A 15,233-nucleotide genomic window follows, 5' to 3' on the forward strand; every position below is an offset into this window, starting at 1 on the left:
ATTCCCTAGGACCAGCCGTCCTAGGCCCAGACCGCCCGACGGCGCCTCCGGGGCCGCAGGACGTCGCATCATGGGACGCATGGAAATGGACCGCCGTCAGCTCGCCGACTTCCTGCGCAGGTCGCGCCACCGGCTGCGGCCCCGCGAGGCCGACCTGCCCGAGGGGCGGCACCGGCGGACGCCGGGGCTGCGGCGGGAGGAGGTCGCGCAGCTCGCCGGGATGTCGGCGGACTACGTGATGCGCCTCGAACAGGCCCGCAGCCCGCAGCCGTCGACGCAGATCCTCGCCGCGCTGGCCCGGGCGCTGCGGCTGACGGAGGACGAACGGGACCACCTGTTCCTGCTGGCGGGGCATCCGCCGCCGGTGGGGCGGCTGGCCGGGACGCACGTGCGGCCGAGCCTGCTGTATCTGCTCGACCACCTGCGGGACACCCCCGCGCAGCTCGTCGGGGACCTCGGCGACCTGCTGGCGATGAACGCGCTGGCGGAGGCGCTCCTCGGCTGCGTCTGCACCGTCCGGGGACCGGACCGCAACATCGTGTGGCGGTGGTTCACCGACCCCGCCGTACGCGAGGCGTACGCTCCCGAGGAGCACGACCACCACAGCCGCCAAGCCGTCGCCGACCTGCGCGCGGCCGTCGCCCGCCGGGGCACCGACGAGGCGTCCGCCGCACTGGTCACGCGACTGCGCGCGGCGAGCGAGGAGTTCAGCACGCTCTGGGACGCGCACGAGGTCGCCGTGCGCCGCCGCAGCCGCATCCGCGTGCTGCACCCGGAGGTCGGGCCGATCGTCTTCGACTACGAGGTCCTGCTGACGCCCGCCGAGGACCAGCGGCTGCTCGTCTTCACCCCGCCGCCCGGCTCGCCCAGCGTGAACGCACTCGGCCTGCTCGACCTGCTGGGCCCCGCGACGGCCCACCGCAGCCATAGGTAAAGGGCATCAGGTGCAGAGGAGAAGCACCTGATGCCCCGAAGCGGCTTCCGCCGGATCTGACGGTCCAGCCCCGCCGCGACCGGCTTACCGCCTGCCAACTCCGGTCACGCGCGGCCGACATGGGCGATGCCACCAATTGTTTGCGCTCACACATGATCTTGTCCGCAATCTTGACGTAACTTCCCGCCGGAGCGATAGTCATGGCCGTCACCCCACTCAAACGCCACAACCAACCCGGAACACCGCCGCACTCTGTCTGATCGTCAGCTTGTTAGCGCTCACAACGCAGACGCCGCCAGGTAGCGATGTGACGTCGTCGACATGCCGGCCTCGTGCCCTCCGCGGCACGCCAGGGCCCCTCAGGCGGGTGCACCACGCTCCACAGGAACGGAGAAGGTGAACCCCATGATCGTTCGGCCAAGACTTCACCACTTTCGAAAGGCACTGCTGGCCGCAGCCGCGACAGCGGCACTCGTGGTCGGAACTTTGATTGGCATGGGCACGTCACAAGCCGCAGGGTCACTCCCCTGTGACATCTACGCTGCCGCCGGCACGCCCTGCGTCGCCGCGCACAGCACCGTGCGAGCCCTCTACTCGGCGTACAACGGCGCCCTCTACCAGGTCAAGCGCGCGTCGGACGGCACCACGACCAACATCAGCACGCTCGCCGCGGGCGGCTACGCCAACGCCGCCGCGCAGGACTCGTTCTGTTCCGGCACGACATGCACCATCACCGAGATCTACGACCAGAGCTCCAAGGGCAACCACCTCACCATCGAGGGCGCCGGCGGCAACGGCGGAGCGGATGTCGGCGCGATCGCGAACGCACTGCCGGTGACGGTCGGCGGCCACTCGGTCTACGGCGTCTACGTGTCGGCCGGTGTCGGCTACCGGAACAACAGCACGACGGGCGTCCCGACCGGCAGTACGGCGCAGGGCGCCTACATGGTGACCAGTGGCACGCACGTCAACAACCGGTGCTGCTTCGACTACGGCAACGCCGAAACGTCGGGCAACGACACCGGCAACGGCCATATGGACGCCATCAACTTCGGTACGGAGTGCTGGTTCTCCCCCTGCTCCGGCTCCGGTCCCTGGGTCATGGCGGACCTCGAGAACGGGCTCTTCTCCGGCGCCAACGGCTCCTACACCGGCAACACGGGCAATTCCAGCGCCTTCGTCACCGCCCTGCTCAAGAACAACGGCACGACGACCTATGCGATCAAGGACGGCAACGCGCAGTCCGGCAGCCTGAAAACCGAGTACAGCGGCGCGCTACCCAACCTTGGCGGCTACACCCCGATGCAGCAGGAGGGCGCCATCGTCCTGGGCACCGGCGGTGACGACAGCAACGGATCCGACGGGTCGTTCTTCGAGGGGGTCATGACCTCCGGCTACCCGACGGACGCCGCCGACAACGCCGTCCAGAGCAACATCGTCTCGGTCGGCTACACGAGCCCCAGCCGCAGCTTCCCGGTCACCGGCACCGCGTACCGGCTGACCAACGTCAACAGCGGCAAGGTCCTCGACGCGGTCAACTGCGGTACCGCCAACGGAACCTCGATCGACCAGTGGTCCTCGCTCGGCAACACCTGCCAGCAGTGGAAATTCGCCGGCGCGGGCAATGGCCACTACACCATCACCAACGTCAACAGCGGAACCACCCTCGACTCCGTGAACTGCGGCGCGAGTAACGGCACCGCCGTGGACCTGTGGGCCGCACTGGGCAACCTCTGCCAGCAGTGGGACGTCACCGCGGTCGGCAGCCACTACACCATCAGCAATGTCGGCAACGGCAATGTGCTCGACGTCAAGAACTGCGCGACGGCCAACGGGACCAGCGTCCGCCAGTGGGCCCAGCTCGACAACACCTGCCAGCAGTGGAACATCGCGCCCTGACACGGCGCCGGACGCAGCCGCATCGCCAGTGATGAGTGAGGAGCCGTCCGCGCGAAAGCGCGGGAGCGGCTCCCCACTCATGTTTCGGCCGGCCCTGCGCGGCCTCGGGCCGAATTCACACGACATGGCGCAGCGGATCTGGAACGCTACCCGGCTGGGACGCGAACGACCTTGGCGAGCGGACGGAGTGCGGATCGATGGGTTTCAAGCTTGAGGGTCCGGTCCTGGAAGGCGCGCTCGTGCGCCTGGAGCCACTGGATCACCGTCATGCGGCCGACCTGGCCGCGGCGGCGGAAGAGGACCGCAGCTCGTACCGATTCACCTGGGTGCCCAGGGCGGCGGAGGTCGGGCAGTACATCGATGCGCAGCTCGCCCGTGCCGCTACCGGGAAGCTCGCCCCGTACGCACAGGTGGCGAAGTCGTCGGGGCGAGCCGTCGGGGCGACGGCCTACTGGGAGCCACGGTCGTGGCTGGCGGAGGACGATCTGAGCGCGGTCGAGATCGGTTTCACCTGGCTCGCACAATCGGCTCAGGGCACGGGACTGAACGTCGAGTCCAAGCTCCTGCTGTTCCGCCACGCCTTTGAGAGCTGGGGCGCGGCCCGGGTCGATCTGAAGACGGACGCACGCAACAGCCGCTCCCGGGCCGCGATCGAGGGGGTGGGGGCTCGGTTCGAAGGCGTTCTACGAAACTGGTCCCGGTCATGGGCGCCCGGCGAGGACGGCCGGCTCCGCGACTCCGCGATCTTCTCGGTCACCGCGGCGGAGTGGCCGGACTGTCGGTCCCGGCTGGAGAAGCGGTTGGCCGGTGGCCAGGTCAGGCCACCGCGGCGACCGCTACGCGACCGGCGGCCGCTCGGCGATCCGGACGGCGCCTGACGGGCAGAGGTTGCCGGCCTCGCGGGCGGCGGGCCGGTCGGCGGCCTCGGGGTCGGGCTCGAGGACGGTGACGAGGCCGTCGTCGTCCTGGTCGAAGGTGCCGGGGGCGGTCAGGGCGCACAGGCCGGCGCCGACGCACACGTCCCGGTCGGCGGTCACATGCATGGTCACTTCCACTCCTTCCGTCGCGGTCACGCCGAGGTGACCTTGTTCAGCCGGGGAAAGACCGGGACGGACCTGTTCCCCGAGGTGACCCGCCTCGTCGGCGACCGCGACACGGGCGACTACGCAGCGCTGCGCGACGGCAGTTGGGAGGCTGAGAGGGTCGACACGGACCCCACACGCGACGTGCTGAATGGTGCTCGGCTCAGGTCACCATCGGTACCAGCGGCCGCGGGGGCTGTGGACGAGGACAGGACCTGGTTCAAGGCTCAGGGAGGCGTCCTGCGCGCCCCGGGGCGGAACGGAAACCTCCCGTCCATGTACTGCGGTGCCATGGATGGACGCTCCTCTCCCGCTGCGTGTGGGGAGTGGCGATAGTGGCTTGTGGAAGGAGGTCCGCCCGGTACGGGCCCAGACCTCCCCGCCAAGCCCGCCGGCCCGCCGGCCCGCCACGAGGAAAGAGCCCGATCATGGCCGCCGAGACCTGGACCCCCGCACCGCTTCCCGACCTGTCAGGGCGTACGGCCGTGGTGACCGGAGCCTCCAGCGGGCTCGGCGCGTTCACCGCCCGCGAGCTGGCCCGGGCCGGGGCGCGGGTCGTACTGGCCGTACGCGATCCGGGCAGGGGGCAGGCGGTCGCCGGGACCATCGCCGGGAAGACCGAGGTCCGCGCCCTGGATCTGGGCGACCTGGCATCGGTCCGGGACTTCGCCGAGTCCTGGTCCGGGCCCCTGGACATCCTGATCAACAACGCCGGGATCATGGCCGTACCGCAGGGCCGGACCACCGACGGCTTCGAGCTGCACATCGGCACCAACCACCTGGGCCACTTCGCGCTCACCAACCTGCTGCTGCCGCACATCGGCGACCGGGTCGTCACCATCTCCTCGGGCCTGGCCAGGACCGGCCGCATCGACCTGGACGACCTGAACTGGGAGCGCCGCCCGTACAAGCCCATGGGCGCCTACGGACAGTCCAAGCTCGCCAACCTGCTGTTCACCGTCGAACTCCAGCGCCGCCTCACCGAGTCAGGCAGCCCCGTACGGGCCCTGAGCGCGCACCCGGGCGTGGCCGCCACCTCACTCGACCGGCACATGGGCGGCCTGCAACGCGTCCTCGCCCGCCTGGTGTACCGCTTCATCGCCCAGAAACAGCCCGAGTACGGGGCGCTCCCCACCCTGTACGCCGCAACCCAGGACCTGCCCGGCGACTCGTACGTCGGACCCGGTGGCCGCAGCGGCGGGCGACCCCGCGTCGAGAAGCGCACCGGGCGCGACAGCGACCCCGTCCTCGCCCGTCGCCTGTGGGAGCGGTCCGAGGAGCTGACCGGCGTCCACTACCCCCGGTGACCGCGAATACTGGGCAGGTGGACCGATCCCAACTGGCCGACTTCCTGCGCCGGCGCCGCGAGGCCCTGCAACCCGAGGACGTGGGCCTGGCCGCGGGCCCGCGCCGCCGCACGCCCGGTCTGCGCCGCGAGGATGTGGCCGCGCTGAGCGGCATGTCGGTCGACTACTACGTCCGGCTCGAACAGGAACGCGGCCCGCAGCCCTCCGAACAGATGACCGCGGCCCTCGCCCGCGGCCTGCGCCTGTCCCTGGACGAACGCAACCACCTCTTCCGCCTCGCCGGCCACCCCACCCCTCGGCGCGTCTCCCGCACCGACCACGTCAGCCCCGCCATGATGCGCGTCCTGGACCGCCTCGAGGACACCCCGGCCCAGATCGTCACCGACCTCGCCGAAACCCTCGCCCAGACCCGCCTGGCCACAGCTCTGCTCGGCGACCAGACCCGCTTCACCGGCCCGGAACGCAGCATGATCCACCGCTGGTTCACCGACCCCGGGTCCCGGTCCGTCTACCCCGAAGCCGACCACGACCGCCACAGCCGCATCTTCGTCTCCGAACTGCGCACCGCCCACGTCCGCAGCGCCCAGAGCCCCCGCACCACCGCCCTGGTCCAACAACTCACAGCCGTCAGCCCGGAGTTCGCCCACCTGTGGGACCAACACGAAGTCGGCCTCCACTACGACGACCACAAGACGGTCGTCCACCCCGAACTCGGCCACCTCCAACTCCACTGCCAGGTCCTGCTCGCCCCCGACCAGGCCCAAGCCCTGCTCATCTTCACCGCCACCCCCGGCACCGACAGCTACGACAAACTCAAGCTCCTCGCCGTCATCGGCGCGGGTTGAGCACCGCTGCCGCGCAGCAAACTCGACAAGCCCCACTCACCCTTGGGGGTGATCATTCAAGAACCCGGGGTCACGCCCTGCTGAGCTGCGTCGCGGCCATGGCGGCAAGCAGGGCGTCGGGGTGGAGGGGAAGTTCGCGGAGGCGGGCGCCGGTGGCGTGGTGGACGGCGTTGTTGATGGCGGCGGCGGTGCCGACGATGCCGATCTCGCCGATGCCTTTGACGCCGAGGGGGCCGAGGTGGGGGTCGTCCTCCTCGATCCAGTGCGCTTCGATGTCGGGGATGTCGGCGCAGGCCGCGACGTGGTAGGCGGCGAGGTCCTGTTCGGCGAAGTCGCCGAAGGCGGGGTCGATGTGGCTGCCCTCGTGCAGTGCCATGGACAGGCCCATGACCATGGCGCCGACGAGCTGCGAGTGCGCGGTACGGGGGTTGAGGATCCGGCCGGCGGCGAAGACCCCGAGGAGCCGCCGTACGCGGATCTCGCCGGTGTCGGAGTCGACCTGGACCTCGGCGAACTGGGCGCAGAAGGAGTGCCGGGCAAGCTCGGCGCGGTGCTCCATGTCCTCGGCGGTGTCGGCCTCGGCGGTCAGACCCTCGTCCGGCAGCGGGCCGCCGTGCTCCTCCAGGCGGTGGCGCAGGGCGCGGCAGGCCTTGACCACGGCCCAGCTCCAGGAGGCGGTGCCGGTGGAGCCACCGGCCAGCGAGGCGGCGGGAAGGTCGCTGTGGCCGATGTCGATCCGGACCCGGTCCAGCGGGGCGCCCAGCGCGTCGGCGGCGGCCTGGGCGAGGACCGTACGGGCGCCGGTGCCGATGTCGGTGGCGTTGGTACGGATGCGGTAGGTGCCGTCGGCGGCGGCGTGGGCCTCGGCGCGGGAGCCGGAGGCGTTGGCCGGGTAGGTGCCGGCGGCCATGCCGGTGCCGATGAGCAGGCTGCCCTCGCGGCGGACGCCGGGGCGCGCGTCGCGGTCGTGCCAGCCGAAGCGCCGGGCACCCTCACGCAGGCACTCGGCGAGGTGGCGGCTGCTGAAGGCGTTCCCGGAGTCCGGGTCGGTGCCGGTGTCGTTGCGCAGCCGCAGTTCGACGGGGTCGAGGCCGCAGGCGGTGGCGAGTTCGTCCATGGCCGACTCGAGGGCGTACACGCCGGGGGCCTCGCCGGGGGCGCGCATCCAGGAGGGCGCGGGGATGTCGAGGCGGGTCACGCGGTGTGTGGTGAGGCTGTGCGGGTGGGCGTAAAGGACGCGGGTGGCGACGGCCGCCGCTTCGGTGAAGACCCGCAGGGTGGAGGCCTGGGTGACCACCTCGTGGGCGATCGCGGTCAGCCGGCCGTCGGTCTCCGCGCCGAGCCGCAGCCGCTGGACGGTGGGGGCACGGTGGCCGGTCATCGCGGTGAGGCGGCGCCTGGGCAGGGCCAGCTTGACGGTGCGTCCGGTGTGGCGGGCGGCCAGCGCGGCCAGGACGACCACCGGCCGGGGGGTGCCCTTCGCGCCGAAGCCGCCGCCGACGTGCTCGGCGAAGACGGTGACCTGGCCCGGCTCAAGCGAGAACAGCTGGGCGAGAGCCCGCTGGACGGCCGTGCTGCCCTGGTTGGAGTCGTGCACGGTGAGCCGGTCGCCGTCCCAGGCGGCGACGGTGGCGTGCGGCTCCATGGGGTGGTTGTGCAGGGCGGGCGTCCGGTACGTGGCGTCGATCCGGACCGGGGCTCGCTCGAAGGCGGCCACCGCGTCGCCGCGTACCCGTTCGGCGGGCTGGATCCCGGCCTCCTCGGGGGTGAACAGGCCCGGGTGGTCCTCGGTGAGCACGACGTCGTGCGGCTGCGGCGCGTAGTCGATCCGTACGGCGTCGGCCATGGCCCGGGCGGTGGCCCAGCTCTCGGCGACGGCCAGTGCGACGGGCTGGCCGCGGTGGGCGATGTGCGGGGTCTGCAGGACGTAGAGGGTGCGGTCGTCGGGCTCGGTCAGGCGGGGCGCGTTCTCGTGGGTGAGCACGGCGACGGCGCCGGGCAGGGCGAGGGCGGCGGCGCTGTGGACCGCGGTGATCTCGCCCTTGGCGACGGCCGCGTGCACCGGCCAGGCGTAGGCGATGCCGCGCGGGGTGTGGTCGGCGGCGTAGCGGGCGGCGCCGGTGACCTTGTCCCGGGCCTCGATGCGGATGGCCGGGGTGCCGAGCGCGGACTTGGCGATCGCGGTCATCGCGGTGCTCCTTCGGCCGGGTCGGGGAGGCCGGCGAGATCGCTCAGCAGCCGTACGGTCAGATTGCGGGTCAGGTCGACCTTGAAGCCGTTGTCGCGCAGCGGGCGGGCGGCGGCGAGTTCGGTGTCGGCGGCCAGCGCGAAGTTCTGCGCCGTGGCGGGGGCACCGAGCAGGAACTCCTCGGCGGCCGTCGCCCGCCAGGGCCGGGCGGCAAGGCTCCCGTAGGCGAGCCGTACGTCATGGATCAAGCCGTCGCGGACCTCGAGGGCGGCGGCCGCCGAGACCAGGGCGAAGGCGTACGAGGCCCGGTCCCGGACCTTGCGGTAGACCGAGCCCGCGGCGACCGGCAGTGGCGGCAGCTCGACCGCGGTGATCAGCTCGCCGTGTTCCAGGACCGTGTCCCGCTGCGGCTGGTCGCCGGGCAGCCGGTGGAAGGCGGTGAGCGGGACCGTACGCGTCCGGCCGTCCGGCCCGAGCAGGTGTACGACGGCGTCGAAGGCCGCGAGCGCGACCGCCATGTCGCCCGGGTAGGTGGCGACGCAGTGCTCGGAGGCGCCGAGGATCGCCAGGTCGCGGTGGGCGCCTTCGATGGCGGGGCAGCCGGTGCCGGGGTCGCGTTTGTCGCAGGGCTTGGAGGTGTCCTGGAAGTACCCGCACCGGGTCCGCTGCAGCAGGTTGCCGCCGACCGTGGCGGCGTTGCGGAGCTGGCCCGAGGCGCCGGCCAGGATCGCCTGGGACAGGGCCGGCCAGCGGTCCCGTACGAGGGCGTGGAGGGCGAGGTCGGTGTTGCGTACGGAGGCGCCGATGCGCAGGCCTCCGGCGTCCGTCTCCTCGACGCCGTCGAGGGGCAGCCGGGAGATGTCGATGAGGACCTCGGGGGTCTCGACGCCCAGCTTCATCAGGTCGACGAGATTGGTGCCGCCCGCCAGGAAGCGGGCCCGGGGCGAGCCGGCCAGACCGGCGACCGCGTCGGCGGGATCCAGGGCCCGGCGGTACTCGAAGGGCCTCACCGCGCCACGTCCTGGATGGCCCGGACGATGTTGGTGTACGCGCCGCAGCGGCAGAGGTTGCCGCTCATCCGCTCCTTCACATCGGCGTCGGACAGCTCCGTCTCACCGGCTCGGGCAGCCTCGGCGAGCATCCCGGCGGCGGAGCAGATCTGGCCGGAGGTGCAGAAGCCGCACTGGAAGGCGTCACGGTCGATGAAGGCCTGCTGCAGCGGATGCAGTTCGGCCCCGTCTGCCAGACCTTCGACCGTGGTGACCTCGGCGCCGTCCAGGGACACGGCAAGCAGCAGGCAGGCGTCCATCCGGCGGCCGTCGACCAGGACCGTGCAGGCCCCGCACTGTCCCTGGTCGCAGCCGGTCTTGGTGCCGGTCAGCCCCAGTTCCTCGCGGAGGGCTTCGAGCAGGGTCGCCCGGTTGTCGAGCAGCAGGGTGCGGGGCGTGCCATTGATGCGCAGGGCCACCCCGGTCGAGGGGACTTCCGGGTCCACGGCGCCACTTCCTCGTCGTACGGCAGTAGGGCGCCTTACCGGTAACCGGGTCGGGGGTGATCGAAACCTGCCGTACGGCGATGTCACCCGGTGGTGCGGCGCCTGGCGGGTGCGGCGGCTGCCGGTGTCAGCGGCGGGCCGCCAGGGTCTCGGCGAGGCGGTCGATGAAGACCCGCTGCCCCTTGACGAGCTTTTCGCGCGCCTGGTCGAGATCGAACCATTCGGCCCTGTCGATCTCGGGAAACTCCTGGAGGCGCCCCGAGCCCCGGGGCCACTCCATGGTGAAGGTGCCGGGCACGACGAGGGCCGGGTCGAGGTCGCCCTCCACGGCCCAGACGGTGACGATCTTGCCGCTGGACTGCCGGGCATCGCCGAGCGGGACCGGTTCGCCGTCGGGCACGGGCAGGCCCAGCTCTTCCAGGAACTCACGGCGGGCGGCCGCCAGCGGCTCCTCGTCCGGCTCGTACTCCCCCTTGGGCACCGACCAGGCGGCCTCGTCCCGGCCGTCCCAGAAGGGTCCGCCCATGTGCCCGAGGAGCACTTCGGGCTCCCCGCCCGAGGAGGTGCGGTGGAGCAGGATCCCGGCGCTGCGCTTGACTGCCACGGGCCAATTCTGCCGTGCCGGTCGCCCGACCGCGGCCGATACTGACGCCATGACGGCCCCTCACTACCGGGAACTCAGCCCGCGCCGGCGCCGAAGGCTGCTGCTGCGCTCGCTCGTGCGGTCCTCGGTGAGCACGGCAGTCCTGGTGGCCGTCTACTACCTGGCCCCGCTGGACAGCCCGCACGGCGCGGTCCCGCTGGTGCTTCTCGTGCTGGGCCTCGCGGTCTTCGCCGGTCTGCTGGCGTGGCAGCTCAGGGCCATCGCGCGGGCGCCGTATCCCCGGCTGCGGGCGGTGGAGGCGATCTCGCTGGTGCTGCCGTTGCTGCTGGTGCTCTTCGCGGCCGCGTACATCCTGATCGAGCGGAATGCTCCGGGGTCCTACTCGGAGCCGCTGAACCATACGGATGCCCTGTACTTCACGGTCACCGTGTTCGCGTCGGTCGGCTTCGGCGACATCGTGCCGGTGACCGCGACCGCCCGGCTCGTCACGACCGTGCAGATGGTGATCGACCTGCTGGCCATCGGCGTGATCGCGAAGATCATCCTCGGCGCCGTCGAGACCGGCCTGCGGCGCCGGGAGGCCGGCCCGCCGGACGGACCCGACGCCCTGTCATGACCGCCCCCGCACCGGCCACGCCTTTCGAGCTGTTGCGGACCTCCGGCTACCGGCGGCTGCTGCTGCTCGCCGCGCTGGTCGGGATCCCGGTCTCGCTGGTGGCCTTCGGCTTCGTGGCACTGGAGCACTTCCTGGAGCACCGGATCTGGGAGTCGCTGCCGCACGCCCTGGGGTACACGACGCCGCCCTGGTGGTGGCCGCTGCCCGCGCTCGGCCTGTGCGGGTCGCTGGTCATCGTCGCCTCGGTGGTGGCCTGCGCCGCCGGTGAGCTGCTGCGCGGCCGGTTCACGACGTGACGGCCACGGCCTGCCGTACGTACTCGCCCCTGCCGAGTTCCTCCAGCATGAAGTGGGCGACGTCGGCGTACGAGATCTTCGAGGTGAGCCCGAGCCGCAGATCCGTACCCGCGCGGTAGCGGCCGGTGCGGGGGCCGCCGCCGAGGACGGCCGGGCAGACGATGGTCCACTGGTCGCCGTCCGCCCGGATGAGGGCGTCCTGGCGGTTCTTGTCCAGCATGATCTGCCGGATGGCCACGGACATGGCGTAGAAGTACAGGTCCTTGCGGCGGCCCTCGCCGGTGCCGTAGCAGCCCACGGCGATCAGGCGGCGTACGCCCTTGTCCTTCATGGCCGGCAGGATCGCGGTCATGCCGTCGGTGCACACGGTGACGCCCCACGGCTTGCGGGTGCCCAGGGCGCTGAGGACGGCGTCGGAGCCTTCGACCGTACGGGCCACGGCGGCGGCGTCCTGTACGGAGCCGGGCTCGATCCGCAGCCCCTCGCGGGTCGGGAGCGCGGCGGGATCGCGGACGAGGGCCGTTATCTGGTGGCCGGCTGCCAGAGCCTGGTCGACAAGTTGGCGGCCGACGTGGCCGGTGGCTCCGAATACGGCCAAGCGCATGGTCCATCCACCTCTTCCGGGGGCGGGCGCCCCGCAGCGCTCAGCCTACGGCTGCCCGGCCTCCGACCTGGAATCGGGCGCTTGCTGTGCCCGCTCCTCCACGAGTTTGGCGCGGTGCGTCAGCACCGCCGCGGTCGCGAGGGCGCTCACGGAGAAGGCCACGGCCACCACCCAGGGGCGGTCGAGCCGGTGCCCGGTGAGGTGGTCGAGTGAGTAGCGGCCGGGCCCCGCGATGCCGATGCCGGCGGCGGAGTAGCCGAGGAAGGCGGGGTACTCGAAGCCGCCCGACATGGCGAAGAAGCCGGCCGGGGCGTGCACCGAGACGGCTCCGGCCATCGCACCGGCCGCCGCCGCGCCCGCGGCGGGGGTCGCCAGGCCGAGGGCGAGCAGGGCGCCGCCGCCCGCCTCGCCGAGTCCGGCGGCCAGGGCGCTCTGCTTGCCGGGCACGAAGCCCATGTGCTCCATGGCCGAGCCGGTGCCGTCCAGGCCGTGACCGCCGAACCACCCGAAGAGCTTCTGGGCGCCATGGGCGAACAGCACGCCGCCGAGGCCGAGGCGCAGCGCGAGCAGTCCGACGTCCTTCCGTTTGTACTGGGCCATGACGGGGTCCTCTCCTGGCGGCGGATAGGTGTCCAGTCTTCGCACCCTCCCTGTCCGGCGCCGCCCGGGGTGGGCCGATCGGGCACGGCCCGCACTCGCGCGGCGGTCCGGAGGTGATCTCGGACGGGTTCGCGGGTACGAGCCCACGGCGGGCCCGGAAACAGACCCGGGAACAACCACGTCCGTTCGGCGGTTCGCTCGCACAGAGCAACTCGGAAGGAGCCCTGATCAGGGTGAGTACTCCAACGGCCGAGGCCGATGCGGCAGGGCCTGCGGCGAAGGGAAGCGCGCAATGGCACAACCCGCTGCGCGACCCGCTCGACCGCCGTCTGCCCCGTATCGCCGGCCCGTCCGGCCTGGTGATCTTCGGTGTCACCGGTGACCTGTCCCGTAAGAAGCTGATGCCGGCCGTCTACGACCTGGCCAACAGAGGCCTGCTGCCACCCGGCTTCTCACTGCTCGGCTTCGCCCGCCGGGACTGGGGGGACGAGGACTTCGCGCAGATCGTCCACGACTCGGTGAAGGAACACGCGCGGACCGAGTTCCGCGAGGAGGTCTGGCAGCAGCTCGCCGAGGGCATGCGGTTCGTGCCCGGCGAGTTCGACGACGACCAGGCCTTCGAACGGCTGCGCGAGGCGGTGGGCCAGCTCGACAAGGATCGTGGGACGAGCGGCAACTTCGCCTTCTACCTCTCCGTACCGCCCAAGTTCTTCCCCCAGGTCGTGCAGCAGCTCAAGAAGCACGGCCTGGCCGACGCCCCGGCCGGCTCCTGGCGGCGCGCGGTCATCGAGAAGCCTTTCGGCCACGACCTCAAGAGCGCGGAGGAGCTCAACCAGGTCGTCCACGAGGTCTTCCCGCCGCACGAGGTCTTCCGGATCGACCACTACCTCGGCAAGGAGACGGTCCAGAACATCCTGGCGCTGCGCTTCGCCAACACCATGTTCGAGCCCCTCTGGAACCGGTCGTTCGTCGACCACATCCAGATCACCATGGCCGAGGACATCGGCATCGGCGGCCGGGCCGGCTACTACGACGGCATCGGCGCCGCCCGCGACGTCATCCAGAACCACCTGCTGCAACTCCTCGCGCTCACCGCGATGGAGGAGCCCTCCGGTTTCGACGCCGAGGCCCTCGTCACCGAGAAGCTCAAGGTCCTCAAGGCCGCCAAACTCCCGGACGACCTGGGCAAGTTCACCGTACGCGGCCAGTACGCGGCCGGGTGGCAGGGCGGCGAGCTGGTCGTGGGCTACCTGGAGGAGGAGGGCATCAACCCGCAGTCCAAGACCGACACCTACGCCGCCGTCAAGCTGCAGATCGACAACCGCCGCTGGGCGGGCGTGCCGTTCTACCTGCGCACCGGAAAGCGCCTGGGACGCCGCGTCACCGAGATCGCGGTGGTCTTCCAGCGCGCTCCCCACTCCCCCTTCGACACCACCGACACCCAGGAGCTCGGCCAGAACGCCCTGGTCATCCGGATCCAGCCGGACGAGGGCGTCACAGTGCGCTTCGGCTCCAAGGTGCCGGGCACATCGATGGAGATCCGGGACGTGACGATGGACTTCGCGTACGGCGAGTCCTTCACCGAGGCGAGCCCGGAGGCGTACGAACGGCTGATCCTGGACGTCCTTCTCGGTGACGCCAACCTCTTTCCCCGGGTCCAGGAAGTTGAGGAGTCCTGGAAGATCCTCGACCCGATCGAGGAATACTGGGACCAGCACGGCAGGCCGGAGCAGTACACCTCCGGGACCTGGGGCCCGAGAGCGGCGGACGAGATGCTCGCACGAGACGGCAGGAGCTGGCGCCGGCCATGAACATCGACCTGACACAGACCACTTCAAGCAAAATCAACTCCGCGCTGATCAGGGCCCGGAGGGCCACCGGAAGCCCGGCGGTCGGCATGGTGCTGACCCTCGTCATCGTCACCGACGAGGGCAACCACTACGACGCGCTCAAGGCCGCCAGCGACGCCTCGAAGGAACACCCCTCGCGGATCCTGGTCGTCATCAAGCGGCCGGGCCGCACCCAGCGCGACCGCAAGAACACCCGCCTCGACGCCGAGGTACGGGTCGGCGGCGAGTCCGGCACCGGCGAGACCGTCCTGCTCCGGATGCACGGCGAACTGGCGGACCACGCCCAGAGCGTGGTGCTGCCGCTGCTGCTGCCCGACGCGCCGGTGGTCGTCTGGTGGCCGGTCGACGCACCCGAGAATCCGGCCAAGAACCCGCTCGGCGCCCTCGCCCAGCGACGGATCACCGACGCGTACGCGGTCGAGCAGCCGCCGAAGCAACTGGCGCTGCGGGCCGCCTCCTACACCCCCGGCGACACCGATCTGGCCTGGACCCGGCTGACCCCGTGGCGCAGCATGCTCGCCGCCGCGCTCGACCAGGCCAGGGCCAACGTCACCTCGGCGGCCGTGGAGAGCGAGGCGGACAACCCGAGCGCCGAACTGCTGGCCCGCTGGCTGGGCGCACGGCTTCGGGTGCCGGTGGAACGGGTGGTCACCGACGGCCCGGTGGTCACCGCCGTACGGCTGCGCACGGCCGACGGCGAGATCCACATCGACCGGCCAGAGGGGCCGTTGGCCCGGCTGTCGATCCCCGGCCAGCCGATCCGGCATCTGGCGCTCAAGGTGCGGACGACCGCGGAGCTGATCGCCGAGGAGCTGCGCCGGCTCGACCCGGACGAGGCGTACGCGGAGGCGCTGCGCCACGAGGAGAAGCCGGTCGAGAGCGCGACAGCCGCTGCTTGACGGCTGCTTCGGCT

16 protein-coding genes are annotated in these 15,233 nt (G+C 71.5%); 9 read left to right on the forward strand and 7 right to left on the reverse strand.

Annotation, left to right across the window (positions count from 1 at the left end; genetic code table 11):
- The first annotated feature begins 70 nt into the window (after positions 1 to 70).
- The 3 genes from ACFXJ5_RS27765 (at position 71) to ACFXJ5_RS27775 (ending at position 3,711) form a co-directional block, all read left to right on the forward strand.
- Entirely contained in the window at positions 71 to 934 is an 864-nt protein-coding gene (locus tag ACFXJ5_RS27765) for a helix-turn-helix transcriptional regulator (RefSeq protein WP_384636617.1), read from the forward strand.
- Positions 935 to 1,429: 495 nt separating this feature from the next.
- A complete protein-coding gene (locus ACFXJ5_RS27770; RefSeq protein ID WP_384636620.1) occupies positions 1,430 to 2,833 on the forward strand; it encodes an arabinofuranosidase catalytic domain-containing protein in 1,404 nt (467 codons plus the stop codon).
- A gap of 197 nt (positions 2,834 to 3,030) precedes the next feature.
- Entirely contained in the window at positions 3,031 to 3,711 is a 681-nt protein-coding gene (locus ACFXJ5_RS27775; protein ID WP_384636623.1) for a GNAT family N-acetyltransferase, read from the forward strand.
- Here the strand turns inward: ACFXJ5_RS27775 and ACFXJ5_RS27780 are convergent.
- The gene (locus ACFXJ5_RS27780; RefSeq protein WP_384636875.1) at positions 3,670 to 3,876 is read right to left on the reverse strand and encodes a ferredoxin; all 207 of its coding nucleotides are present in this window, start codon (positions 3,874 to 3,876) and stop codon (positions 3,670 to 3,672) included. The two genes, ACFXJ5_RS27775 and ACFXJ5_RS27780, sit on opposite strands and share 42 nt — an antisense overlap.
- Before the next feature lie 467 nt (positions 3,877 to 4,343).
- Between ACFXJ5_RS27780 and ACFXJ5_RS27785 the strand changes: the two genes are divergently transcribed.
- Complete coding sequence (locus ACFXJ5_RS27785) at positions 4,344 to 5,222, forward strand: oxidoreductase (RefSeq protein WP_384636626.1); 879 nt, start codon at positions 4,344 to 4,346, stop codon at positions 5,220 to 5,222.
- Between the two features lie 17 nt (positions 5,223 to 5,239).
- Complete coding sequence (locus ACFXJ5_RS27790) at positions 5,240 to 6,067, forward strand: helix-turn-helix transcriptional regulator (RefSeq protein WP_384636628.1); 828 nt, start codon at positions 5,240 to 5,242, stop codon at positions 6,065 to 6,067.
- Positions 6,068 to 6,137: 70 nt separating this feature from the next.
- Here the strand turns inward: ACFXJ5_RS27790 and ACFXJ5_RS27795 are convergent, their stop codons facing one another.
- The 4 genes from ACFXJ5_RS27795 to ACFXJ5_RS27810 form a co-directional block, all read right to left on the reverse strand.
- A complete protein-coding gene (locus ACFXJ5_RS27795) occupies positions 6,138 to 8,255 on the reverse strand; it encodes a xanthine dehydrogenase family protein molybdopterin-binding subunit (RefSeq protein WP_384636631.1) in 2,118 nt (705 codons plus the stop codon).
- Positions 8,252 to 9,265 carry an FAD binding domain-containing protein gene (locus tag ACFXJ5_RS27800; RefSeq protein ID WP_384636634.1) on the reverse strand — a complete coding sequence of 338 codons (1,014 nt, stop codon included), beginning with the start codon at positions 9,263 to 9,265 and terminating at the stop codon, positions 8,252 to 8,254. The genes ACFXJ5_RS27795 and ACFXJ5_RS27800 overlap by 4 nt, the downstream gene beginning before the upstream one ends.
- Positions 9,262 to 9,750, reverse strand: coding sequence for a (2Fe-2S)-binding protein (locus tag ACFXJ5_RS27805; protein ID WP_384636637.1), 489 nt, complete (start codon positions 9,748 to 9,750; stop codon positions 9,262 to 9,264). The genes ACFXJ5_RS27800 and ACFXJ5_RS27805 overlap by 4 nt, the downstream gene beginning before the upstream one ends.
- 127 nt (positions 9,751 to 9,877) lie before the next feature.
- Complete coding sequence (locus tag ACFXJ5_RS27810) at positions 9,878 to 10,405, reverse strand: NUDIX domain-containing protein (protein ID WP_384636640.1); 528 nt, start codon at positions 10,403 to 10,405, stop codon at positions 9,878 to 9,880.
- Here ACFXJ5_RS27810 and ACFXJ5_RS27815 point away from each other — a divergent pair.
- On the forward strand, positions 10,404 to 10,970 hold the full coding sequence (locus ACFXJ5_RS27815) for a potassium channel family protein (protein ID WP_384636643.1): 567 nt from the start codon (positions 10,404 to 10,406) through the stop codon (positions 10,968 to 10,970). The two genes, ACFXJ5_RS27810 and ACFXJ5_RS27815, sit on opposite strands and share 2 nt — an antisense overlap.
- Positions 10,967 to 11,266, forward strand: coding sequence for a hypothetical protein (locus ACFXJ5_RS27820; protein ID WP_384636646.1), 300 nt, complete (start codon positions 10,967 to 10,969; stop codon positions 11,264 to 11,266). The genes ACFXJ5_RS27815 and ACFXJ5_RS27820 overlap by 4 nt, the downstream gene beginning before the upstream one ends.
- Here ACFXJ5_RS27820 and ACFXJ5_RS27825 read toward each other — a convergent pair.
- Entirely contained in the window at positions 11,256 to 11,870 is a 615-nt protein-coding gene (locus tag ACFXJ5_RS27825) for an NAD(P)-dependent oxidoreductase (protein ID WP_384636649.1), read from the reverse strand. The two genes, ACFXJ5_RS27820 and ACFXJ5_RS27825, sit on opposite strands and share 11 nt — an antisense overlap.
- A 45-nt stretch (positions 11,871 to 11,915) precedes the next feature.
- Entirely contained in the window at positions 11,916 to 12,470 is a 555-nt protein-coding gene (locus ACFXJ5_RS27830) for a DoxX family protein (RefSeq protein WP_384636652.1), read from the reverse strand.
- Between the two features lie 233 nt (positions 12,471 to 12,703).
- Here ACFXJ5_RS27830 and zwf point away from each other — a divergent pair, with 233 nt between their 5' ends.
- Both zwf and opcA read left to right on the forward strand, forming a co-directional pair.
- Positions 12,704 to 14,281, forward strand: coding sequence for a glucose-6-phosphate dehydrogenase (gene zwf / locus ACFXJ5_RS27835; RefSeq protein ID WP_384636655.1), 1,578 nt, complete (start codon positions 12,704 to 12,706; stop codon positions 14,279 to 14,281).
- Positions 14,278 to 15,219, forward strand: a complete 942-nt coding sequence (gene opcA / locus ACFXJ5_RS27840) for a glucose-6-phosphate dehydrogenase assembly protein OpcA (protein ID WP_384636658.1) — start codon at positions 14,278 to 14,280, stop codon at positions 15,217 to 15,219. The genes zwf and opcA overlap by 4 nt, the downstream gene beginning before the upstream one ends.
- Positions 15,220 to 15,233: the final 14 nt, after the last annotated feature.

Source organism: Streptomyces sp. NPDC059373, assembly GCF_042751495.1.
Classification (GTDB): Bacteria; Actinomycetota; Actinomycetes; order Streptomycetales; family Streptomycetaceae; genus Actinacidiphila.

What these genes read in the sequence shown, in the direction of transcription:
- ACFXJ5_RS27765 (WP_384636617.1), top strand. Translation starts at nt 71, where the DNA reads ATGGGACGCATGGAAATGGACCGCCGTCAGCTCGCCGACTTCCTGCGC.
- ACFXJ5_RS27770 (WP_384636620.1), top strand. Translation starts at nt 1,430, where the DNA reads ATGGGCACGTCACAAGCCGCAGGGTCACTCCCCTGTGACATCTACGCT.
- ACFXJ5_RS27775 (WP_384636623.1), top strand. Translation starts at nt 3,031, where the DNA reads ATGGGTTTCAAGCTTGAGGGTCCGGTCCTGGAAGGCGCGCTCGTGCGC.
- ACFXJ5_RS27780 (WP_384636875.1), bottom strand. Translation starts at nt 3,876, where the DNA reads ATGCATGTGACCGCCGACCGGGACGTGTGCGTCGGCGCCGGCCTGTGC.
- ACFXJ5_RS27785 (WP_384636626.1), top strand. Translation starts at nt 4,344, where the DNA reads ATGGCCGCCGAGACCTGGACCCCCGCACCGCTTCCCGACCTGTCAGGG.
- ACFXJ5_RS27795 (WP_384636631.1), bottom strand. Translation starts at nt 8,255, where the DNA reads ATGACCGCGATCGCCAAGTCCGCGCTCGGCACCCCGGCCATCCGCATC.
- ACFXJ5_RS27815 (WP_384636643.1), top strand. Translation starts at nt 10,404, where the DNA reads ATGACGGCCCCTCACTACCGGGAACTCAGCCCGCGCCGGCGCCGAAGG.
- ACFXJ5_RS27810 (WP_384636640.1), bottom strand. Translation starts at nt 10,405, where the DNA reads ATGGCGTCAGTATCGGCCGCGGTCGGGCGACCGGCACGGCAGAATTGG.
- ACFXJ5_RS27820 (WP_384636646.1), top strand. Translation starts at nt 10,967, where the DNA reads ATGACCGCCCCCGCACCGGCCACGCCTTTCGAGCTGTTGCGGACCTCC.
- ACFXJ5_RS27825 (WP_384636649.1), bottom strand. Translation starts at nt 11,870, where the DNA reads ATGCGCTTGGCCGTATTCGGAGCCACCGGCCACGTCGGCCGCCAACTT.
- ACFXJ5_RS27830 (WP_384636652.1), bottom strand. Translation starts at nt 12,470, where the DNA reads ATGGCCCAGTACAAACGGAAGGACGTCGGACTGCTCGCGCTGCGCCTC.
- opcA (WP_384636658.1), top strand. Translation starts at nt 14,278, where the DNA reads ATGAACATCGACCTGACACAGACCACTTCAAGCAAAATCAACTCCGCG.